The following is a 22,180-nucleotide window of genomic DNA, read 5'->3' as shown; positions in this document are numbered from 1 at the left end:
TTGAATTTTTAAATTCGATGCGGCCTTTTATATCAACAGTCGTTTAAATGACTGCTTACCCACTTTACTGCAATTATTATATGACAGTTAAAATTTATCAATTATATTATTTATATGACGTTCTCTATGCGGTACTTCATCTTCTAAATCAGTTAAATATAAAAATCCAACTAAGCTCTCGTCATCTTTCACACCAAATAACGCACGCATTTCAGGTTGGAAAATATATGCTGGCGTTTTCCAACAGGTGCCAATGCCAACTTCATGTAGAAGAAGCATTAAATTTTGAGTAAAAGCTCCGAATGCCATATAATTCTCTAAATTTTGTTTTTGTCTTGGATCTTCTTTTAAGATTAAGGCTAGCATGCCTCCAAGATTTGTTGCCACATTATAATGGTCTTCTTGCTTTTTCTTCAGATTAGGAAACGCGATTTCTGTAAGCTGTTGACTCATATCCCCTAATCTATCTTTAGTAATATGAACAACTCTCCATGGCTCTCTCATCCCGTGATTAGGTGCATCAGTAGCTTGTCGAATAGCTTGATATAAAGCCGTATCGTCTATATTCATATCTCTTTTGAATACTTTAATACTACGACGTTGTGCTATAGCATCTTGCAGTTCCATATAATATCGCCCTTTCACTATTGATAATTATTTTCAATTATAAGATAGGTCGAGATTATTATCAAATTACTCATATAACTTCAATTGTTGTTTCAGCGTTTCAACATGAATTTGACCTGGTGCTTTGGGACTATCAAGGCAACCATATGATACAGTGCCGCCAAACAATCCTTGTGCAGTTCTTGAAATAACACCTAATTTTGACATTGCAATGCCAACCACTTGCTGAGGAACTGAATCTGACGTTGCTGACATCGCACTTAATAAATTAAGCACATCTTGTTTATCAAGAGGCATTACTGCAACTTTTAAATAATCTGGACTAAGTTGGTGCATTTTAAAGTAAAGATGTTTTAAAGCTTCTAATGCAGGTGTTTTATTAAAGTCATGATAAGACAATAGCACTTGGATTTGTTTGTTTTTAGATTGCTCAATTAAATCTATCAAAGGTTGTGTTGATTTACCTGGTTCAAATTCAATATCAACTAAATCAATATGTTTTAAATTTATTATTTCAGCTAACGCATTCCAATATGCTTCATATGATAACGTGCCTTCCCCGCCTTGCGAAGAAGTACGATAAGTGATGAGTATCTTTTTCCCTAAATTTAAATTATAGATATTGTTTACTACTTTAGACACATGAGTCACATCAAAATCCACCCACTGATCTATTCTACATTCAATGATTTCTATTGAATCTTGAAATTTGATTAAGTCATCTATAGTAGATTGTGAAAGTTCTTTTTCTGGCGCTATCGTAACAGCGATATCAACTTCAGTCATTTTTATTACTTCCTTTATTTAATATGATTAAAATAATTGTATAACAATTTTCAAAAATAAAACAATCAATATACATTAACTTATAAAATGTCATTATTAATCAAAGTGTGCACTTTATATGATTTAAAAATTATTCTTCGGGTATACAGTAATAGTAAGTCATTAAGGAGGTAATAAAATGGCAGTAAATTATGAAACTAAAGCAACAAATACAGGTGGCCGTAATGGACACGTTCAAACAGATGATAAAGCAATTGATGTAGCGGTTATTCCACCAGCACAAGCTGACGCTGAAAAAGGTACAAACCCTGAGCAATTATTCGCAGCAGGTTATGCTTCATGCTTTAACGGTGCATTCGATTTAATCTTAAAACAAAACAAAGTGAGAGACGCTGAACCAGAAGTAACTCTAACTGTACGTTTAGAAGATGATCCAGATGCTGAAAGTCCTAAATTAAGCGTTTCAATTGATGCTAAAGTTAAAAGCGTATTATCTCAAGAAGACGCTGAAAAATATTTACAAGACGCGCACGAATTTTGTCCATATTCAAAAGCTACACGTGGCAATATTGACGTTGATTTAAGCGTTGAAGTTGTTGACTAGTATTTAATATAAAAAAATAACCCCCAGGCTCTATTTCGAGCTTGGGGGTTATTTTGCGTTTTGATGTTTTCTACCCTATTATTTCTTGATGTCTTTAAGCTTCTCTGTCTAGGTATTTAATTGTCATCATCACTAAATTGAGTGAGAAAATAAACAATTAATATTGCAAAAGAAATCAGGATAAGCGCTGTCAGAGAAACAATAATTACTATTAATGCTTCCAAAAATTTTGCCTCCACTTTAATATATACCGCTACATTATATCATAATACATCAAAAACATTTAGACTAATTAAAAATAAAATAGAATATAAAAAGAACTTTATTGATATGTATCTATTAACTATAAAAATTTTAACATAATTAAATTTTTGAAATAAATAAAGAGAAAAGTTGCCCAATCATTGCTTTTACTATAGTATTATAAGCAAAATGTCAGAATATTGATTAATTATTGGTTATATACTTTGCAAAGTTTAGGAGGCATTCAATGACAGATATACGTTACTTAACAAGTGAAGATTCATCTATTTATCGCGCTTTTTTATTAAAGGGCATCTACAAAGAACTTGAAGTATTTGCATGGAAATTGCAAAATGAAAAATGCTTAGTTGAATTAAATATACAAAACTTACTTTCTTCACAAACATCTGATTATGTAGTGCTTGGTGCCTTTGAACAAGATGAATTAGTCGGTGTAGCTACTTTAATTCACAAACAAAAATATAGTTTATCACATAAAGCAATAATGGAAAATATGTGCGTCCAAGGTACTGATGATAATTCAAAAGACCTCATTTCTAAATTATTAATGCGTCACATTTTCCAAATATGCCATGACAAAGAAATAGAAATCTTATTAACTTCACTCATTTCAAATAATATTAGTGGAAAAGTATTTTTCAGCAATCTTAACTTTGACACACTATTTTTAGAAGAACACGCTAGAAAATATGATAACTATTATGTCGATGAGCATTGGTTGATCTATTACTTTAAAGGTAATGATCTAGAATTATTTAATTAAATTGTTGATGCCTGTTTATAAAATAATGTTATATTTATTTCATAATCACAATAGCACGCTTTGTGTAGCAATATCATCAAGTTAAAGTTAATTTTTAAAAAGTTCTCCTTACAATGGCTTGCAATCAAAATCATTTAGAAATATTATTTTATTAAGTTATACTTACAATCAACATATGCACATTATAAGACCAACTTTCCAATTATAGAAAGGACTGAGCAATTTGAAATATGCCACTACATTACTATCTTTGTTCTTATCATTAATTACTTTAGCTACACCTTTACTAGCTGTTAACAAAATAATAGAAGGCGACATGGCGATATTAGCAGGTGCTTTATTCATTTTAGGCGTTTTATTGTTTAACTTATATGCTTGTTTACGTGGTGATCGTATAGCTAATATCTTTGCTATGTTCGTATCCATATTCGCCTTCATTTTAATGAGTTATCCAATGTGGAAAACATATATAATGGGATTTTTAGGTTAACTTCTTATACATAACTTCATCTATTCTCTATCAAGTGCATTTATTGTTAAATTCAAATTTATCAATAAGTGTACTTTTATTTTAAAATTAACTTTTCTGAAAACTTTTATATAAGTTTCTATTTTTCATTTTACAAATCAAATGAAAGCGCTATAATTGGACAGATAGGGGGGGATTCAAACATATGAATTTAGCTTTATTAGGTTTCATTATGATTATCGTTTTCTTGATATTAATTATGTCTCGTAAAATGTCAGCATTAACAGCATTGATTGTTGTACCAACTGTTTTTGCTTTGATTGGTGGTTTCTACTCTGGTCTTGGCGAATACATGCTAAAAGGAATTGAAACAGTTGCACCAACAGGTATTATGCTCACGTTCGCCATTTTATATTTTGGCGTTATGATCGATGCCGGGTTATTCGAACCTGTTATCAATCGAATTATTAAAGTTGTTAAAGGGGATCCAGTAAAAATTGCAATGGGTACTGTTGTTTTAGCTTCAATGGTCGCATTAGATGGCGATGGTACTACTACATTCATTATAACTGTAACTGCAATGATGCCACTGTATAAAAAAATTGGCATGAGCTTATATACACTTTCAACCTTAGCACTATTATCGATTGGCGTTATGAACATGTTACCTTGGGGTGGCCCGACAGCACGAGCAATTTCATCTTTACAGGTTACCACTGAGGAAGTTTTCATACCTATTATACCTGCAATGATTGCAGGTATCGTTTTTGCTTTTGCCGTGGCTTACATATTAGGTAAACGTGCAAAAAAATACATTACTTCTAATACACATATTGATTTAGATGATGTAAGACCTACAGACACGAAAGAAGAGTCGTTATTAAAAAGGCCTAAAATGCTCATACCAAACGCAATTTTAACAATTTCATTAATTGTTTGCCTTGTTATTGGTCTGTTACCTATTCCAGTTATGTTTATGCTGTGGTTCGGTGTTGCAGTTGTACTCAATTATCCAAACCTAAGTATTCAAAATTCAGTAGTAAAAAAACATGCTGGCGACGTGCTATCAGTAATCAGCCTTGTTTTTGCATCTGGTATCTTTACTGGGGTTATGGATGGGACACACATGGTTGATGAAATGGCAAATACATTAGTGCAAATTATTCCTGATGCTTTAGGTAATCATTTTGCTTTAATTACTGCCCTACTTAGTGGGCCATTCACTTACTTTATGGCTAATGATCCATTCTATTATGGCGTATTACCAATTCTTGCTGAATCAGCACAACAATTTGGTATATCTAAAGTAGATATGGCCAGAGCCTCAGTATTAGGACAACCGCTTCACGTATTAAGTCCACTGTATGCTGCCGGTTACTTACTGGTTGGTATGCTAGATATTGAATATGGACAAAACCAACGTATCGTTATCAAATGGGCAATAGGATCAAGTTTATTTATGATTCTAGTTGCTTGTATTCTCGGTATTATACCTTGGTAAAACTAATTTTTTAGCGTTTTTAACAACGTTTAAAATTAAAACTGGAAACACTGCTTTTGAGTGTTTTCAGTATAGAATGTAGACAAATCATTTGCTATAAAAGCATTTGGTTTGTTTTTTTATTGAGGCAATCTTTGTTCATTAATTCAGTTATATTCATTTGTATTTATGCATACCTTTGCATAAGTTCAATCAATGAATAATTTATTATAGTATTTTTTGTTTAAAAATGGCAGTGATTTGGGCGGACTCCTATGGAGAAAGCACAAGCCGAAGACTACAGGTTGAGGCCGTGAACACGGAAGCGTACACAAAAAACTGCCCAAAACAAAAAGTCGTATACTGTGTATATACTCTGACTTGAAACACTACTTTTGAGTGTATCAAGGTTTTTATATTTAGTAATATTTATACTTTTTTGATTAAAACCCGCTAAAAAGTGGGTATATAAAAAGAAAACGCATAACTCATTGAGTTACACGTTATCAAGCGTTATTTATTTGAACTGCGTATTTATTAACTTTTAAATTATATGGCTACAAAATATGATTAAATTTCATTTATTTCGCAATTATCGTTTCATACATATCATACATGGGTAAAACTTAATGTCGGATTTACAATATTAAGGAGTGTTATTTATGAATCAGCTCAAAGAGTGTAATTATATCAATCCTTCGAAAGTTTCACTTGATTGGGAATGCTTTGTCGTCAGTAAGACTGATATGGAATTAGATGGATTACCTAGAGAGCTTATCAATTCATGGATGGCTCAAAGTATAATTGAACCATTCTCTATTAGAAATAATGAAATTAATTTTAAAACAAAGGATATTAAAGATGCATTAAAGAAACAAAACTGGTATTACGAAACATAGGTTGCTAATTATATTCAAGCTATGTTTATATTATTAAGATATAAACTAAGCGCCCGTTTAGCAGATGCTAATATATCATGATCTATATAATTACTATAAAAATACGAATTTAATTCATTATAGCCAGTTGCGTCTTTAGGGAAGTTATTATCCCTTTTAATTTTATGAGCGAGTTGTCCAAGTGGTGTATCGTCTTCTATAAAACTAATTACAAAATCATAAAATGTCATAAGCATTACCTCGATTTTATATATTTTTAATCGTTACATGATTTACCATACCGTACTTTTGTCTAATCATATCAAATATTATATATTTGTCTACCACGATTCTTTTCATTATTTAAAAAATTAAAAAAGGTTTGTTGTTATAGCTATATTTAATTCGTAAATGTAAACTTTATAAAGTTTTTTTAATTTAAAGTAAACATTATAAACTGTCTACAAAATTGTACGTTTTGTAGACAGTTTTTTAATCTCAACAATAAATACAGCTACTTTATGATATATCGTAAAGTTAAGTTAATACCCTCATGCTTCCATTGACTCATATATTTTCAAACAAAAAAATGGCCGTTAGATTTCCGTAGAATTCTAACAGCCATTTAATAGCTCTAGAATTTAAAGCCTAGAACTATTTTTATTCACATTGCTTATACTAAAACATTACCGTTCTGATCAGCTGGTTTCAATAATGTAAGGATAGCACCAATAATTGCTAATATTTGAGGAATACCAGTCCAACAAAATACTAGGTATAAAATCCCTACGCCCGTTTTTCTAGCGTAGAATTTATGAATACCAAAGCTACCTAGAAACACTGCTAATACAATGTAAATCACTTTATTTACTTCATTCATAGCTAAATCTCCTCGCTTATTTAATTTACTTCCATTATACATCAAACTACTTAATTAATTAAATAATATTAATTATCGCTATATAATAGTTCGAAATACGACCTCTCAATTGTCAAAATTTCGCTATATTCATTTGGCATAATTTCAGTACTTAATTCTATTAATTCAGTCAAAATATAATCCATTAATTTAGCATTGGTTTTAGAATCATCAAAGTGTACTTTCACTTGTTCAATCATTGTATTTTCTTCCATAAGTAATAACGCACGTCCATATGCTTTATCAACTTTGCCTCGTTGAAAAGCCGGCGTTAAATAATTGGTAACCTCATCCATGTTGTCAAAATCATCAAAGGCTACCCGTATATGCGAACTAAGTTTACTCGCTATTTCTTTGATACGTTCATCTTCTTGTTTGTTATCAGGCATTAGCTTATTTCGTATATAGTCTTTTTGTTTTATAATTTTGGCTTCAGTTTCATCATATAGTTGTTTATTATCAGAGAAATTCTTGGACTTTAAATTATTAACTGCTGCTTTAGTTTCTTCTAAACTCACATTCATATTTCCCAATATATAATCACCTCTTCCAGAAAAATATTTGTTTAAATTACATAGTATTATCTTTCCTAATTTTAAATTTTAAAACTTTTAATTAATTGAACGTTGTCAAACCATTTAATTGCGACTCAATATATTGTATATAAATATTTACACTATTGCTGTTAAGTATTTAGTGATAAACTGATATTGTTATAATAAAAAATTAAATTTACTACATTTAAAATTACTAAAAGCAATTATATTAAGTCTTAAATCATTGGCAATTTAACTTTTATATTAAAGGAGGTCTAGTGCTTTGAGTCTACATTTCATCATTATATTCTGGCTATCATTATTTTTTCTAGTTTGTGGTATCGCATTACTCATCACTTACAAAAACAAAAAGTCTCAACAAGCTAAAGAATCATTACTTGGAGCAACATTTATGTTGATCCTTTTAGGTGTCGTCGGCATTTTATGCTCGATTATATTCGGTTAAACAAATTAAGTCCTAATCACAACGCTAATAATCTCTTGTAGATTATTTTATGTCATGATCAGGACTTTTTTGATTTCTCATAAAATTGTAATCGTAATTTGCATGTACAATTACAAAATTGAATTTTCGATATAACTCGATTTAATCATGATTAATCAGTAAGAAAATGATAAATTGTCAACATAGCAATTCCTAAAATAAAAAAGTATATAAAGCGTTTATACGCTCTCCTTTTCTCATGACGAACCTCTTCAGATGAATGATTTACATTTTCGTGCAACCTCGTATTTATAAATAAAAATGGCATTGTTCCTAAAAATGCGAATACAAGACTCAATATTATTGCTATAAGAATATTCATAACATCACCTCTATTAAACAATTTCTTCAATATTCTTATTCCCTGTAATAAACATTTTAACTAAATGAGCCGTGTTTACTTTCAGTTGTGTTTAATACCAATTTTAGCATTATAGTTTATAATGTAGTTTAAATAATAACTTTTTAAAAACAAAAAACTAGGAGGGTTGATTTTGAACTTAACATACTTACCTCAATGGGAGCTTATTAACCAAAGTCAGAAACAATTTGTAATCCAGGAAGATGCTAATTCTATTTCATTAGTCAGTCCAATCAATGACTATGCAATGGGTATCTTAAGCCAAGTTCATTTTTCTATACAAAATGATGAAGTGATTAGCACTACTGTAGAAAATAATAGCAAAACTCTAAAAATAGAAATCAATGAAACACAATCACAACTAAAAATCATCGACGTTTAAGTTTTAGACTACGGCATTGAAATCAAATTGTGTAAAATTTTAGTTACAATATTGTATAAGGGGTATTATATAAATAAGTCAATTATGTATTAAAAAAGTGTTGCGATATTTAAGACGTTTTAATAAAGACGGGTGAGTGATAATTATGAAATTATTCAAAAATTTACTTTTGCTTGCAACTGGCGTACTTATAGTTCGAGCGTTATTATTAAGTGTAGATAACTCAACTGACGAAAAAGTCGAAAATAAGGTAAGCATACAAGATAAACAAAAATCTTAAATGTAAATTAACATTAAATTCCTTAATTTTAAATAATAATAGCGTTTTGTGTTGTCTCTTTCTACTGTTTGAAGTTTAAAAGTTAAAAATGAGCAAAAAATACAACAAAACCATAAGCCTTTGCTGACAATTAAAAAAGCCCCTAATTAAAGAGGCTTTTTGACTATAACGGGAGTTATGAATCTTCACATGCCAAAGGACACGCAGAAAACCCATCTCCGTTAAATTCTAACATGTCCTAAGACATGCCTTGGTTATTATATCAAAACAAAAGTATCCAATACAATCAAAAACTTATTATATCGTCAAATGTATATATTAAATTTCATAGAGTAATATATTAAGTTATAATTAATATGTGTTTATTATCTAAAAGCGAGGTCCTTATGCAACACTTTAAAACTCTAATTGAACACTATCAAATATATATATATTTTGCAGCACTTATACTAGGAATGTTAGCTGGTATAAACTTACAAACATTTCCTGTTTTTCTGGAGTCTGTAATTTCAATTTTTATCGGTATTTTAATGTTTAGTATGTTTTCACAAATTCCTTTTTTTAACATTCGCCAACATCTTTTTAACACGAAATATATAATTGCATTAGTTTTATCTAACTTTATTATCATACCTATCTTTGTTTATGCTTTAATACAATTATTTGATGTTAGTTCTGCTCCAATATTAATTGGTTTGTATCTCGTACTGTTAACACCGTGTATTGATTACGTTATTGTCTTCACCGCATTAGGTAAGGGAAATGCGCAGTATATGCTTATTTCTACACCTATATTATTTGTATTACAAATTATTTTACTGCCTCTTTATTTCACTATTTTTTTAAATAATAAAATATTATCAATCATTGATGTAGGGCCCTTTATTAATGCGTTTTCCACATTTATCATTGTCCCTTTAATGCTCGCATTATTATTACAATTGCTCAGTAAAAAATCTAGCTCTATGACACGTATCTTAAACCTTACTACATGGTTACCGGAACTCTTCATGTCACTCGTGCTTTTTTCAGTCGTAGGTTCACAAATAAACAAGATTACAAATGATTTAAATATCGTATTAAGTGTTGTTCCTATTTATATCTGTTTTATGATTATTGCACCTATAATAGGCTTAATCTGTGGGAAGTTATTCCGTTTAGATATTCCGAATTTAAGAACATTAGCCTTCAGTTCTAGTACAAGAAACGCATTGGTTGTGTTACCCCTCGCCCTTTCCTTACCAGATCATTGGGTAACGATTACCACAACAGTCATTATTACTCAAACATTAACCGAACTCGTTGGTGAACTTGTTTACATTAAAGTTATTCCTAAGCTTATACAATAAACAACTGAAAATGAATGTTTATATCTCTTAATTCGACATTTAAGTATTGAACACTTCATTTGTCGGTATGATTCATAACAATAATCACAAATTGGTCACATATATTCGTTTGTTCAGATTGCATTATGGTAAACTATCTTACAAAGAGGAGCTTGATGTTATGAAAAAAATTGCATTAGTCTTATTAGGTGTTGTTTCATTTGCACTATTAGTAAAATCTATATTAAGTACATCTACTGATTACGGAACAGACGAATATATTGTTGCAGAAGATAGAACAAACGATCAATTTTAATCATTTTTTAAGCACTGCAGATTCATCAAATCATTTTGGAAAAATATATAAAACGAGGCTGAGTTTATCTACGTATTGCTCAGTCTTTTTTATATCGTTTAATCAGTCCTTTTTAAAATTCAATTATTTTCTATTTAATCAAAAATGCTTTAACATACTAATTAGTTAACATTTTACACTTATCGATTTTTGATTCCTTACTTCTTGCACTTTCGTATTTCTATTTGATGAGGTGATAAGATGCAAATTCTAAGAAAAGTATATGAAAACAAGGCACCTATTTATCATATAAAGACAAATTTAGGTCTATTAATTAAAGTCAAAATTGATGACACATCGAATAAAACTGAAATAACTCACTTATTAACTGCCGTTGCTAAAGATATGGACGAAAAATTAAAAAATAATATTGAATAACAATCTCTCTCAACATCTATCGTGTTTATTCAAATAAAATACAGTCCAATAAATTGAATTAATTTCAACTTATTGGACTGTATCTTTATATACATTAATTCATAACAACAATAATAAAACCTGCAAATAATATAAGCATAGATAATCTAGGTTTTTGCTTCCCTACTAATCCACTAAGTAAGACTAATGATAGTCCAACAATAAGTAATTGACTATTAAAAGTTGTAATACCCATGGCATCACCAACCATCATAATCACACCATAAAAAATTATCAATGCTATAAATATGCTACAAACCAATGATAGTATATTGAGTAACTTCATCTTTTACATCCTTTTAATTTAAATGATACTATTAATATAACTTATCGCCCTTATAAAAGAAATACGCCACTTCGAAAAGTGGCGTGAAATCTCGAATCGAAAATATATTCCACACTAAAGTTTGGAGGACTTCTTGTGCTTAGTTATATTTACCCGTTTTTATATAATAAAAACCTAAATAACTAAATTTTATAAAACGTTCTCAAATTATTTATTTAAACTTGTAATTGATTTATCAAGAAAGAATATAGCAATATATGTAAATACTAATAAATTTAAATAAAATTAATCATACTGTTGGAAATGAATCCAACAAAAAGTTATCCTATAGTTAAAGCATTAATAACTACCAAATTATTTAATAAAAATAATTGCAAGTTACGATAACAACTCAATCCTTTATTTTTAACCGTTATGTGTTATTAATTATATGGAATTGTTTCAGATAAAAAAGGGTGATGAAATGGAAGTACTACGTAAAGTTTATAAAGATGACGAGCCTATCTATCATGTCAAAACAGATAAAGGTTCTGTCATTAGAATTAAAGGTTCTGATGATTTAACGGACTCTGAAACTGAAGAATTATTAATGTTAGTTTCACAAGATATTGATAAAATGAAAAAACAATAAATCATAAACTTAGCGATATACATTTAATTTAGTGTATCAACCATAGACGTCTTACAAACATTAAGGGGCTATTACAAATGTTTGAAAAGAGCGACTTTCTAAATGATTTTTTGTAAAGACGATGAGTTCAAAAGAACTAAATTACATCTGGGTAAAATCTTAGATAAATTAAAAAAAGTAGTTTCCATCTTGGAAGCTACTTTTTTTAATTTATCTAAACAGATGCCACTTAATCTTAAACAGTTCAAACGCATTTCGTGTATTAAACTTGCATATTATCTTGCCATCATTTCGAATGTAATATGTGGAATATTGTCTTCTAAATAGATATCCGAAATCCCTTTAAAGCCAAATGATTCATAAAATGATTTTAAATGGGCTTGTCCGGAAATGCTGATTAATGACCCACTATATTTTTCATTTATAATATCTATTGTTTTCTGCACAATATTACGTCCATAGCCTCGCATTCTATAGTTTTGTGCCACTAGCACCCTTCCGAAGCTAATATGCGACTGGCGATCTACAATACGTGTGTATGCAGCAATGTGGTTTTCATCCTTCAACATGATATGCAAAGCTTCTTCGTCATCTTTATCTATTTCTTGGTATGCACATTTTTGCTCTACTACGAATACTTTTATTCTTTCTTCTAAAATATGTAATAGTTCAATATTTGATAAATTTTTTGTCCGTTTAACTACTAATTCCATAAAACACCTCCTATAATTCTTAGAAAATAAGCTGAATTAAAATTAACGATAATAGTTCAGTAGTTGGTTACAGTCTATTTCTACGTATATTATTGTTCTATAAGCTGAATTAAATTACCACAAGTATCATTTATAATCGCAAGGTTGGTACCATCAACTTCCTTAGGCTCAGTATGAAACTCGACACCTAATTTAACTAAACGCTCATGTGATGCTTCAATATCATCAACACCAAACATAGTTACGGGTATACCAGCATTATATAAACCTTCTTGATAGTTTTTAGCAATCGCACTCACATTAGGTTCTAACACTATTTCAACTGGATTATTAGAGTTATTTTCTTTTACGGTCAACCATTTAAATTCCCCGCCCATTTCAATATTATGTTTCAATTCAAAGCCTAATTTTTCAGTATAAAATTGTTTTGCTTTATCTTGATTATCAACAAAAATACTCATAGCAATAATTTTCATATGAATCCACCTTATCTCTCTTTTTCGAAATTTATATTATTAATACATCTTAATGCTTCTCTTATTTAGTAAGCTAATTTGCATAATACCAGTATATGATAACGCCTTTATAAGTTTACTGATTTGAAAATAAATAGTGTGTATACTACAATTAAATACGGATATTATTACAACTCGTTTGGGAGTGATTAATTGTGAAAGTACTAAATGATTTACGCGAAAAATATAATTTAAGTATCTCTAAATTAGTTGTTAATTTAAATAATAACTATGACAAAGATTTTAAAATTTGTCAGATTTGGGATTGGGAAAATGGCTACCGTATCGTTTCAGAAAACGAGATTGCCATTCTCGCAGATTATTTTAATGTTTCTAAGCAGACATTTAATGCATAATGACACTGTTATATTAAGCTAAGTACGCATTAAGGGACAGAAATTCAAATTACGTTCTTAGTTATAATAAAGTGGAAAACAGCAATTGTTTTCCACTTTTTATTTTTTGAATACGACAGTAATAAAATAATCTACGCCTTCCAAACTATTTGTAACAGATGGTGTAACGCTCACAAGCTCCCAGTGTTGCTTATCATTAACTTCTTGTAGGAATTCGTTCACACGTTCATCAAAAGCTTCAAAACCTTCTTCATATTGCATATGCAATGTTTTTATCATCATAAATAATTTCCCTCCGTAATTATGGCTCCTCCCCCTATTGTAAAATGTTCAATAGTTCAAAACAAACATTTCCTGATAGTTAATAAAGTATTAAACAATAATAATGATATATACTTTAAAATTCCAAAACTATTGCTGTTTTATTTATTTGAATACTTTTTATCCCATGATTTGGTAGCAATAAAGAATAATAAACTAGTGAAAATGATTAATGTTATTACAAGTGGCAAGAACCATATGGATACAATACTTCCTTCTATAGCTAAGCCAAGTTTAGAAAATAATATGAAAGTAAAAATCATACTGCCAACTAAACATATTGAAACCGGCACTGCATATTTCCATGGCGTTAAATCAACCACAGATTTATCTTTAAAGACAAAAGGTTCTTTTAATGGTTTCACTTTCCCCAAAACTAATAAAAACAACGTTTCTAATAAGAAAAGTAACCCTTGGACGTGGATGAAGTTTATCGGTATTGTTATATTAAAAATTGTTGGTATTCCCCACATTAAAAAATAATAAATAAGGACGTGCGATATAATCACAATCTTAGCTCCCAATGCAGGAACACGTTTAGAAAATATACCTGTTAGCACTATTACGATGATTGGGATATTGAAGAATCCTGTAAATTCTCTGATAACCGTCCATAAACCGTCTGGAGCATAAATTAAAAGCGGTGATATAAAGAAGGTAACTAATGATAATATCACACCAAACCACTGACTAGCTCTAATCATTTGATGGTCATTTGCTTGTTTATTAAAAATAACTTTATAAACATCATAAGTAAACATAGTAGCCGCACTATTTAATAAAGAGTTAAAACTCGAGAAAACAGCACCTAACAACACCGCTAAAAAGAATCCTTTTAAAAAAGTAGGGAAAATTTCATTGATTAGTGCTGGGTATGCTAAATCCATTGTTTTTAAACTTTCACCATATAAGTGAAAAGCAATAATACCTGGAATCATCATCAAAAAAGGAACTAGAATTTTTAAAAAGCCTGTGAACAAAGCCCCTTTTTGACCTTCTGCAAGGGTTTTAGCACCTAAAGTTCTCTGGATTACATATTGGTTCGTCCCCCAATAGAATAGATTAGCAAATATCATACCGGTAAAAATTGTACCAAAAGGGACGCCATCATCAATTGAACCAATAGAGTTTAATTTTTCAGGATGTTCTGTAACGATAACTTTCGTTCCTGTTATAAAATTGCCTTCTCCTAATGCTATAAATCCTAATATAGGTACTATTAATCCAACGATAAGTAAACCGATGCCGTTAATAGTATCAGAAATAGCAACCGCCCGTAGACCTCCGAAAATTGCATATATCGATCCTATAATTCCTATAGTCCAGACTGATAGCCACATAGCTTGTCCAAAAGAAATCCCTAACATAGAAGGTATATCAAAAAATTGCAATACAGCGATAGAGCCAGAATATAGCACAGATGGTATAGTCACGAGACCGTAACCAAACATAAACAACATAACTACAAGTAATCTTGTTCCTTGATCAAAACGAGAGTTCAAAAATTCTGGTAAAGTAGTAAATGCCCCTTTTAAATAACGTGGTAGTAGGACAAGGGATAAGATAATTACAGAAAACCCAGCTGTAACTTCCCAAGCCATGTTTGTTAAATTCGCATTATATGCTTGTCCATTTAGCCCGATTAATTGTTCCGCAGATAAATTGGTAAGAACAAGTGAACCAGCAATAAAACCGCCTGTTAATCCTCTCCCAGCTAGAAAATAGCCTGTAGAGTCATTAACTTTATTTTTAGTTTTATAGTAAGAGTACCAAGCAACTAGTGCCATAAAAATCATACAAGAAAAAAGCGTGAAGCTAGTTTCTCCCATAAATCCTCCCTCTTAGATAAAATAAGATAACTTTAATTTATCTCTAGTTATTGAAATAGCAGTGGACACAAATACCTTAAAATACTTCACCACAAAGTTTTTCCTAATCATCTTTTTAAATAAACTAAAAATGTAATAATATTACATTTAAAAATTTCGCATATTCCTCTTTACCCTACTTTCTATATTATATAAAGAAACATATATTAAAATTAGCCCCGAAGAAATTTATGCGATAGATTTCTTCAGGGCTAATTTTAGTTTTTTATTCACAAAAACTTTTTGAATACTATGGGTTATCTTTATTAAGCAACCAATTTCCAGTATTTAAATAACTAGCATAACTAGACCAAAGGACATAAGGGAAAAGCAAGATGTCTGAGATAGGTTTGTTTTTAAAAAATACAACAACATTAGCCGTTACTGCTATTAATAAAATAAAACGCTAAATCAAGACAATGCCCCTTACTTTCTTTTTAAAATACAATAATGACCATAGAAAATTTAAACTAAGCTGAGTATCATGCGTAGCAGTTGCTGCTTTGGTATTTGTCCCTTTACTTTTAACCAAATTATAAGCTATGCCCATGCATAGATATAATATAGGCCAAACAATAGGAAATGCATATCGCGGTGGAGAATACGCTGGTTTTTCAAATTTGCCATAATCTTTTGGTGCTTCTTTTGCAGTGATTTTACCTATGATATTACCACCCATAAAAGGTAATAACGTCCTCATTCATATTTTTATAATTCCTCCTATTTCAAACTTTTAATAATTGAAGATTGTTTTATATAATCAACGTTATAAAAGTCAGCCATACTTTTGAGAAATTCTAAAAGATAAGTTTCATCTATTTTATGTTGTTGAAATTGATATTTTATATCTTTCTGGAATTCATTTTCTGACGAACTGCACATTTTTTTAAAATATCCCCACATATGATCATAAGTATTGATGATAGATCCTTTAGTTGGCTTTATTGTTAACGCATCTGAAATCAATAACGCTATATCTTCATATGATGGACTTTGTTTCATTGTTTCTCTAATGTTATTGTAACTATTTTGATTGTGCCACAAAACTTCATACTTATACTGACGCCATAACTGTTCAATTTGATAACCTTGTGTCACGTTTATCCACGCCCTTTTTAACACCACATCGTGGCGGTATTTTATCTTTTTTCCATTTATTGAATAATAATGTTTGATATAACTCAAATGCATCTTCACCATGTACTTTACAATCACCAAAAACATAAAACGGAGGCAACATTTCATATGAAAAATATTTTTGGTATTCTTCTTTATAAACAATTTCTCTCAAACGTGCTATATCATTTTTAAAGTCAACAGAACGTTTTCCTCCACGTCGAATGTGCTCTTCGTTCATACTTTCTAAAATGTTGAACGTATCTATAAGATATGGTTTCCCATTGTTATAAACATGAGCAACAATGGGGTGTTTAATATAATTACTGTTTATATCAACAAGGTTTAACTTTGCTAAACATACTCTAATAATTTGATATAATTCTAATACTTGCTTCGATAACCTTCTATTATCTAAAAAGCGCGCACTTTTTTTATGGTCCGAACTTATTCTGAAGATTTGCATATGCATCTACCCCTACTTTTACAGATTATGAACCCTATTAAGAAGTCATTTAAAAAAAACACTTATATGCAGTATTCACTTTTAAACATTCACATACAAATGAGAGCTATTTCCCTCAATTTAAATCACCTCTAAAATGAATTAAGCTTCAGTAAATAAAATTATAAATTAAATGCTTTTTATATTTATTGTGAAAAATCATTATAAATTCGTTTAATATCAACCTTTGCCCAACTTTTAATTTACAGTTAATGATATGCTTATATAGGAGGCTGATATTAATGTCAAAATACATATTGTCGTATAATTTGAATTCTATTTCATATGGTTATGAAAAATTGCCTGCTAAATTAAATGCATTAGGTAAAGCTTTGTATATTTATAGAGGTTTATGGCTTTTGAAAAGTGATTTAGATAGAAATGAAATATACGAAAGTATTAAAAATTCCTTTAATTCAAACGATGATTTTTTAATATTTAAATTTGAAGAAAGTCCATTAGGTATGTTGAGCGAACAAAAATACGATGAAATATTGCAAATACTTAATGATTAAACACATCCCAAGTTACTGATGTGTTTTTTATTTACATAAATTTCAAGTGATAGTTCTTGCTAATAAACCGTATTATTACTATTTTAAAATGTATGCTTGCCTGGGATATAGTTCGAGCATGTAGCCACTCTCCCATATTATTCCCTAGGCGCCAGCACTTTATAAGATCATTACTAAATTAGTTATATATATAAAATAAAAAGCCTACAAATATTAATTTATAGGCTTTACTTATTGTTATTTATTAATCATAAAATATCTTCATATACATATTTAAATTTATTAACATCACTTATTTAATCGTATTTCCACCATCTAATACATTAGTTTCACCGGTCATGAAATTGGTCGCGTCACTTGCTAAAAATAAAGCAATTGCTGCTACTTCCTCAGGTTCACCAAATCGTCCTAAAGGAATACCAGCTAAGGCGTCTTCTCTTGCCTTACCTACCCATGCTTTATCAGACAATTCTGTTGCAACGATTGTTGGCGCAATAGCGTTAACATTAATATTAAATTTTGCCCACTCAAATGCCAAGCTCTTAGTTAAATTAACAATTCCAGCTTTTGTAACTCCATAAGCAGTATGTTTATCTAATGCTATTAAAGCGTTTTGGCTTGCCATATTAATAATTTTTCCACCTTCACCTTGTTCAATAAATTCATTTCCTACTTTTTGAGCCATTTTGAAAGAGGCAGTTAAATTTAAATCAATTTGCTTTTGCCAAATCTCGCTAGACATTGTTTCTGCTTTATCTAAAAGTACAACACCTGCAGAATTCACCAATATATCAATACGGTCAAAAGTCTGCTTTGTTAAATGAATCGCATTATCAATATCTTTTTCATTTGTTATATCACATTGTATGCCTAGAATTTGATCATCTTTCAATTCATTTACGCTATCTTTTATATCCAATACTGCAACTTTAGCCCCTTTTTCTATGTAAAAGTCAGTTATTGCTTTACCTATACCACTGTTACCCCCAGTGATAATAGCTACTTTATCTGTAATATTAAAATCTTTATCAAAGCCTTTATAATTTTGCATAATATCCGCTCCTTTTACTATATATTAAGTATACTAGTTAAATTAAGCGCTTACAAAATAATCCTCTTATACTTTTCTGTATTTTTATTATAATTTATTGTTTTTAATTTTTTGGAGTTTTAATTTTTAACATAAAAAAACACCCGCCCCATAGGGTGAGTGTTAAAGATAATTTAAAACTTTAAATTATGCTTTGTTAACGTTAGCAGCTTGTTTACCACGGTCGCCATCAACGATGTCGAATTCAACTGTTTCGCCTTCTTCTAATGATTTGTAACCTTCAGAATTGATAGCTGAGAAATGTACGAATACGTCGTCGTTATTTTCTACTTCGATGAAACCGAAACCTTTATCTGCATTGAACCATTTTACTGTACCTTTATTCATATGAAAACCTCCGTGTGCTTTAGCACATATATTTGTAACTTGTTATTAAAAAATCCAAAGGAGTAAAATTCAATGAATAAGACTACTTTTAAAATTTCCGAATTAAAAATTACTTGAGTACAAATATACTATGGATATAACTTTTTGTCAACATCTTATATAAAAATTTGTATTTCTACATTTTCAATAAGCTATCAAGTGTCTGTAAATAAAAATTAAATTAGCTTTTATTGTCTTTTTTACAGCAAATTAACTTTATATGTAGTACAATTAGATATAATTAGTTATACATCGTCCAAAACAATTAGGTCGATAGGAAGAATTACAAACGCATTAATTGTATAATAAATATAAATTCAATTTCCGAGGAGAATTTTATGCACATCATTAATTATAATATAAAACTTGACCAAGTCACTTATACTGTTGAAACTAAAAACGGTCATGTATTCTCACACAGCTTACCGAAAGATACCACTTCAAATAATATATATCGATATTTAGAAATCTTATCAAATAACATAGATGGAGCTAACTCATAAATGGGAATATTAATCATTATTACATTCATAATTAGTTTAATTCTATTGATCGTTAGTTTGTTTTCATTTTATGAATTTAATAATGAGCGTAAAATTATTAACGAAAAAAACTTAGATAACAATCATGAATTGGGTATTTAAAAGCAGTCTAGAAAACTAGTCTTTTTTGGTACTGTCTTATTTATTTTATCAGTCATGTTTTTTGCACTTTCTATAATTTTATTATAAAATACGAATTAACAATAAACACTCGTAGTGTTTATTTTAGAACTTAGACAAACCAATTGCTATAAAAGCATTTGGTTATTTTTTATGGGGATTTTTGTTAATTCAATTATATTCATTTTTATTTGTGTTTGTCTTTATATAAATTCAACTAATGAATGATTGATTATATTATTTCGTTTTAAAAAATGGCAGTAATTTGGGCCGACTCCTGACTAGTTAATAAAAAACCATCCGAAAACGCTATTAATTTTAATAGAAGATTCATTGCTATACTAATCTTCGAGTTATCCGTCCTCCTATCTTTAGACGGGGCCAAAGACGTATATAACGCTACTGATGGAAATATTAATTTAGGTATATTTTAATTTCTCATCATTTTATTAATCATTTTTTCTACAATTGTTTTGCACCTTTATAAGTACTTTAAGCACAAATATTTCTAAAGCTTATTAATTATAAGTAAAACACCACTTAGATGAGCCATTCCTCACCCCTTAAGTAGTGTTTATATTATTAAATAAATTCTTTTTGAAATGCTATAAGGCATTGTTTTACAAAAATACAGTCCTTATCTTTAAAATAAATGGCTGCTTCATATTGGATAGGCAAATTATTTTTTAATGTTTTAACATTTTCATTCATTAAATTTGACTTGCTCCCACTAATCCTAACATCGTCATTTAAACAATCTGGCGCCGTGAGTACACTTCGACCTATATCCCACGCACTAAGTAAATTATAGAATGACTCTGTATCTAAACTTTGAAGAAATTTTAATCCTTCGCTTTTCGTTTCAGGGTTTTTAATAAACAGTGCAATTATTTTATCTAGTCCTTTTTTACGTTTATCACTTTTGTTTGCTGCAGAAGCATTCGAGAGTATTACTTTATAAGTATTTATAACATTATTTATATCCATAGTTATCAAACCTCTCTAGATATCTCATTTAATTTAACTTTACTATATCCATATAGCAAATACAAAAGTATCCATTCACTATTTTTATAAAGTATAAAGTTCTGCGCATACTTTATAAAAAACGCTTAATTTCTAAAATGATATATCAATTTCTTCTACGTAAACAGCATTGCCAGTTATTTCGATTTCGTTATTTTCTGCAACATTCACTATCACTTGGCCATCCTTATTCATTTCTTGTCCTTGCTCTACAATAAGTTTCATGGAAGTATGAGCCTCTTTTTTTATATACTTGGCAAAATACGCACCCATGACACCTGAAGCAGTGCCAGTAACTGGATCTTCTATTGTTCCTGAAAAAGTTGAAGAAAAATGACGGCCATGCATATCCGCTTCTTCATAATAACTTTCAAGGCAAAATGGATGTACAGATGCGTTAGGTATTTCATTTAAAATTGAAGAAAACACCTTGTTATTTGGTTCCATTTTATTAAAAATGTCAAGTGACTTTATAGGTATTAAAAGTGTCCATGCCCCAGTGCTACCGTACATTATGGGTAACTCATCATCAAAATCCACTTCTTCAATGCCTATTGCTTTCGCTAAATCATATGTAGATCCTTCAAATTTTTTAAATTGTGGTAATGCTTGTTTCATTGTTATATGTATTTCATTTTGCTCGTTCTCTGTAATACGTATCGGTAAGATTCCTGCTTTCGTTTCAATAGTTAATTCTGTTTTATTTTCTAACAATCCGTTTGTCTTTAACGCATAAATTGTGGCCATTGTTGCATGTCCACAGAGTTCCATTTCTTGTTTCGGTGAAAAATACCGTATCCTAAGATCTGCTTTATCAGATGCTATTGGAAAAGCTGTTTCATTAAAGCCTACTTTAAAAGCAATGTCCTGCATTTCCACTTCTGTTATGTCATCTCCATTTAAAACGACGCCAGCTGGATTACCTTTATTCGCTTTTTTACTAAAAGCATCATAATGATACACTTTTATTGATTTCATGTATGATCCTCCATTTTCTTATTTCTATAACTTACTAGATTTTTATAAAATACAAACGACCTAAATTATATAATTAGACAAAGTAATATCTAACACATACTCGTTGTTTTTATAAGCGTATCATTTATCTCAAAAACAGGATATTAGAAAATGAAAAAACGCTAAGGTATCTATGCTACCTAGCGTTTAACTTTATAACTGTTTTATATTCTATATTAATATTGCTCAAAGCAATGTATTGATAATCATTTTTTGAT

Annotated in this window: 30 protein-coding genes and 1 pseudogene; 14 read left to right on the top strand and 17 right to left on the bottom strand. The window is 29.7% G+C overall.

Features of this window, described 5'->3' with window-relative positions; genetic code table 11:
• Positions 1-87 precede the first annotated feature (87 nt).
• The gene (locus M4L39_RS06595; RefSeq protein ID WP_277581319.1) at positions 88-627 is read right to left on the bottom strand and encodes a nitroreductase family protein; all 540 of its coding nucleotides are present in this window, start codon (positions 625-627) and stop codon (positions 88-90) included.
• Positions 628-693: 66 nt separating this feature from the next.
• Entirely contained in the window at positions 694-1,413 is a 720-nt protein-coding gene (gene aroD / locus M4L39_RS06590; protein ID WP_277581318.1) for a type I 3-dehydroquinate dehydratase, read from the bottom strand.
• Between the two features lie 178 nt (positions 1,414-1,591).
• Here aroD and M4L39_RS06585 point away from each other — a divergent pair, with 178 nt between their 5' ends.
• From M4L39_RS06585 to M4L39_RS06565, 5 genes are all read left to right on the top strand, one after another.
• On the top strand, positions 1,592-2,017 hold the full coding sequence (locus M4L39_RS06585) for an organic hydroperoxide resistance protein (protein ID WP_277581317.1): 426 nt from the start codon (positions 1,592-1,594) through the stop codon (positions 2,015-2,017).
• Positions 2,018-2,507: 490 nt separating this feature from the next.
• Positions 2,508-3,044, top strand: coding sequence for a GNAT family N-acetyltransferase (locus M4L39_RS06580; RefSeq protein ID WP_277581316.1), 537 nt, complete (start codon positions 2,508-2,510; stop codon positions 3,042-3,044).
• A gap of 223 nt (positions 3,045-3,267) precedes the next feature.
• Entirely contained in the window at positions 3,268-3,534 is a 267-nt protein-coding gene (locus M4L39_RS06575; protein ID WP_277581315.1) for a hypothetical protein, read from the top strand.
• Between the two features lie 184 nt (positions 3,535-3,718).
• A complete protein-coding gene (locus tag M4L39_RS06570; RefSeq protein ID WP_277581314.1) occupies positions 3,719-5,014 on the top strand; it encodes a CitMHS family transporter in 1,296 nt (431 codons plus the stop codon).
• Positions 5,015-5,655: 641 nt separating this feature from the next.
• Positions 5,656-5,892 (top strand): hypothetical protein, encoded by a 237-nt coding sequence (locus tag M4L39_RS06565; protein WP_277581313.1) that lies wholly within the window; start codon positions 5,656-5,658, stop codon positions 5,890-5,892.
• A 14-nt stretch (positions 5,893-5,906) separates the two neighbouring features.
• Here the strand turns inward: M4L39_RS06565 and M4L39_RS06560 are convergent, their stop codons facing one another.
• The 3 genes from M4L39_RS06560 to M4L39_RS06550 all read right to left on the bottom strand — a co-directional run bounded on the left by M4L39_RS06560 (position 5,907) and on the right by M4L39_RS06550 (position 7,314).
• Positions 5,907-6,122: a sterile alpha motif-like domain-containing protein gene (locus tag M4L39_RS06560; protein WP_277581312.1), complete on the bottom strand. Its 216-nt coding sequence runs from the start codon at positions 6,120-6,122 to the stop codon at positions 5,907-5,909.
• 422 nt (positions 6,123-6,544) lie between these two features.
• On the bottom strand, positions 6,545-6,751 hold the full coding sequence (locus M4L39_RS06555) for a TM2 domain-containing protein (protein WP_002508202.1): 207 nt from the start codon (positions 6,749-6,751) through the stop codon (positions 6,545-6,547).
• A gap of 68 nt (positions 6,752-6,819) precedes the next feature.
• Positions 6,820-7,314, bottom strand: coding sequence for a hypothetical protein (locus tag M4L39_RS06550; protein ID WP_277581311.1), 495 nt, complete (start codon positions 7,312-7,314; stop codon positions 6,820-6,822).
• A 295-nt stretch (positions 7,315-7,609) separates the two neighbouring features.
• On the opposite strand from M4L39_RS06550, the gene tsaT reads away from it, so the two are divergent.
• The 6 genes from tsaT to vraX (M4L39_RS06520) all read left to right on the top strand — a co-directional run bounded on the left by tsaT (position 7,610) and on the right by vraX (M4L39_RS06520) (position 10,915).
• A complete protein-coding gene (gene tsaT / locus M4L39_RS06545; protein ID WP_277581310.1) occupies positions 7,610-7,792 on the top strand; it encodes a type II toxin-antitoxin system toxin TsaT in 183 nt (60 codons plus the stop codon).
• 533 nt (positions 7,793-8,325) lie between these two features.
• Positions 8,326-8,574, top strand: coding sequence for a hypothetical protein (locus M4L39_RS06540; protein ID WP_277581309.1), 249 nt, complete (start codon positions 8,326-8,328; stop codon positions 8,572-8,574).
• A 145-nt stretch (positions 8,575-8,719) separates the two neighbouring features.
• Positions 8,720-8,854 (top strand): hypothetical protein, encoded by a 135-nt coding sequence (locus tag M4L39_RS06535; protein WP_277581308.1) that lies wholly within the window; start codon positions 8,720-8,722, stop codon positions 8,852-8,854.
• Between the two features lie 386 nt (positions 8,855-9,240).
• Entirely contained in the window at positions 9,241-10,203 is a 963-nt protein-coding gene (locus tag M4L39_RS06530) for an arsenic resistance protein (RefSeq protein ID WP_277581307.1), read from the top strand.
• A gap of 160 nt (positions 10,204-10,363) precedes the next feature.
• Positions 10,364-10,498: a hypothetical protein gene (locus M4L39_RS06525; RefSeq protein ID WP_277581306.1), complete on the top strand. Its 135-nt coding sequence runs from the start codon at positions 10,364-10,366 to the stop codon at positions 10,496-10,498.
• A 240-nt stretch (positions 10,499-10,738) separates the two neighbouring features.
• On the top strand, positions 10,739-10,915 hold the full coding sequence (gene vraX / locus M4L39_RS06520; RefSeq protein ID WP_277581305.1) for a C1q-binding complement inhibitor VraX: 177 nt from the start codon (positions 10,739-10,741) through the stop codon (positions 10,913-10,915).
• Between the two features lie 94 nt (positions 10,916-11,009).
• Here vraX (M4L39_RS06520) and M4L39_RS06515 read toward each other — a convergent pair whose 3' ends face one another.
• Positions 11,010-11,240, bottom strand: coding sequence for a hypothetical protein (locus tag M4L39_RS06515; protein WP_277581304.1), 231 nt, complete (start codon positions 11,238-11,240; stop codon positions 11,010-11,012).
• A gap of 463 nt (positions 11,241-11,703) precedes the next feature.
• Between M4L39_RS06515 and vraX (M4L39_RS06510) the strand changes: the two genes are divergently transcribed.
• A complete protein-coding gene (gene vraX / locus M4L39_RS06510) occupies positions 11,704-11,871 on the top strand; it encodes a C1q-binding complement inhibitor VraX (RefSeq protein WP_002508212.1) in 168 nt (55 codons plus the stop codon).
• A gap of 275 nt (positions 11,872-12,146) precedes the next feature.
• Here the strand turns inward: vraX (M4L39_RS06510) and M4L39_RS06505 are convergent, their stop codons facing one another.
• Positions 12,147-12,584, bottom strand: a complete 438-nt coding sequence (locus M4L39_RS06505; RefSeq protein WP_277581303.1) for a GNAT family N-acetyltransferase — start codon at positions 12,582-12,584, stop codon at positions 12,147-12,149.
• 89 nt (positions 12,585-12,673) lie between these two features.
• The gene (locus M4L39_RS06500) at positions 12,674-13,060 is read right to left on the bottom strand and encodes a VOC family protein (RefSeq protein WP_277581302.1); all 387 of its coding nucleotides are present in this window, start codon (positions 13,058-13,060) and stop codon (positions 12,674-12,676) included.
• A 194-nt stretch (positions 13,061-13,254) separates the two neighbouring features.
• Between M4L39_RS06500 and M4L39_RS06495 the strand changes: the two genes are divergently transcribed.
• The gene (locus M4L39_RS06495; protein WP_277581301.1) at positions 13,255-13,455 is read left to right on the top strand and encodes a helix-turn-helix domain-containing protein; all 201 of its coding nucleotides are present in this window, start codon (positions 13,255-13,257) and stop codon (positions 13,453-13,455) included.
• Between the two features lie 99 nt (positions 13,456-13,554).
• On the opposite strand, the gene M4L39_RS06490 is transcribed toward M4L39_RS06495, so the two are convergent.
• The 5 genes and pseudogenes from M4L39_RS06490 to M4L39_RS06470 form a co-directional block, all read right to left on the bottom strand.
• Entirely contained in the window at positions 13,555-13,737 is a 183-nt protein-coding gene (locus tag M4L39_RS06490; RefSeq protein ID WP_277581300.1) for a hypothetical protein, read from the bottom strand.
• A gap of 140 nt (positions 13,738-13,877) precedes the next feature.
• On the bottom strand, positions 13,878-15,605 hold the full coding sequence (locus M4L39_RS06485; RefSeq protein WP_277581299.1) for a solute:sodium symporter family transporter: 1,728 nt from the start codon (positions 15,603-15,605) through the stop codon (positions 13,878-13,880).
• A 289-nt stretch (positions 15,606-15,894) separates the two neighbouring features.
• Positions 15,895-16,344 (bottom strand): annotated as a pseudogene (locus tag M4L39_RS06480) (TspO/MBR family protein).
• A gap of 20 nt (positions 16,345-16,364) precedes the next feature.
• Positions 16,365-16,742 carry a DUF1722 domain-containing protein gene (locus M4L39_RS06475; protein WP_277581298.1) on the bottom strand — a complete coding sequence of 126 codons (378 nt, stop codon included), beginning with the start codon at positions 16,740-16,742 and terminating at the stop codon, positions 16,365-16,367.
• Positions 16,720-17,226 carry a pyrimidine dimer DNA glycosylase/endonuclease V gene (locus M4L39_RS06470; protein WP_277581297.1) on the bottom strand — a complete coding sequence of 169 codons (507 nt, stop codon included), beginning with the start codon at positions 17,224-17,226 and terminating at the stop codon, positions 16,720-16,722. Before M4L39_RS06470 ends, M4L39_RS06475 begins: the two co-directional genes overlap by 23 nt.
• A gap of 281 nt (positions 17,227-17,507) precedes the next feature.
• Here M4L39_RS06470 and M4L39_RS06465 point away from each other — a divergent pair, with 281 nt between their 5' ends.
• Positions 17,508-17,780 (top strand): hypothetical protein, encoded by a 273-nt coding sequence (locus tag M4L39_RS06465; RefSeq protein WP_277581296.1) that lies wholly within the window; start codon positions 17,508-17,510, stop codon positions 17,778-17,780.
• Between the two features lie 292 nt (positions 17,781-18,072).
• Here the strand turns inward: M4L39_RS06465 and M4L39_RS06460 are convergent, their stop codons facing one another.
• The 4 genes from M4L39_RS06460 to M4L39_RS06445 all read right to left on the bottom strand — a co-directional run bounded on the left by M4L39_RS06460 (position 18,073) and on the right by M4L39_RS06445 (position 21,923).
• Entirely contained in the window at positions 18,073-18,831 is a 759-nt protein-coding gene (locus M4L39_RS06460; protein WP_277581295.1) for a GolD/DthD family dehydrogenase, read from the bottom strand.
• A gap of 186 nt (positions 18,832-19,017) precedes the next feature.
• Positions 19,018-19,218, bottom strand: coding sequence for a cold-shock protein (locus M4L39_RS06455; protein WP_002508223.1), 201 nt, complete (start codon positions 19,216-19,218; stop codon positions 19,018-19,020).
• Between the two features lie 1,283 nt (positions 19,219-20,501).
• Positions 20,502-20,906: a hypothetical protein gene (locus M4L39_RS06450; RefSeq protein WP_277581294.1), complete on the bottom strand. Its 405-nt coding sequence runs from the start codon at positions 20,904-20,906 to the stop codon at positions 20,502-20,504.
• Positions 20,907-21,038: 132 nt separating this feature from the next.
• Entirely contained in the window at positions 21,039-21,923 is an 885-nt protein-coding gene (locus M4L39_RS06445; RefSeq protein ID WP_277581293.1) for a PhzF family phenazine biosynthesis isomerase, read from the bottom strand.
• Between the last annotated feature and the right edge of the window lie 257 nt (positions 21,924-22,180).

Source organism: Staphylococcus equorum (genome assembly GCF_029531845.1).
Classification (GTDB): domain Bacteria; phylum Bacillota; class Bacilli; order Staphylococcales; family Staphylococcaceae; genus Staphylococcus; species Staphylococcus equorum_C.
This window is presented reverse-complemented; position numbering and strand designations above follow the sequence as displayed.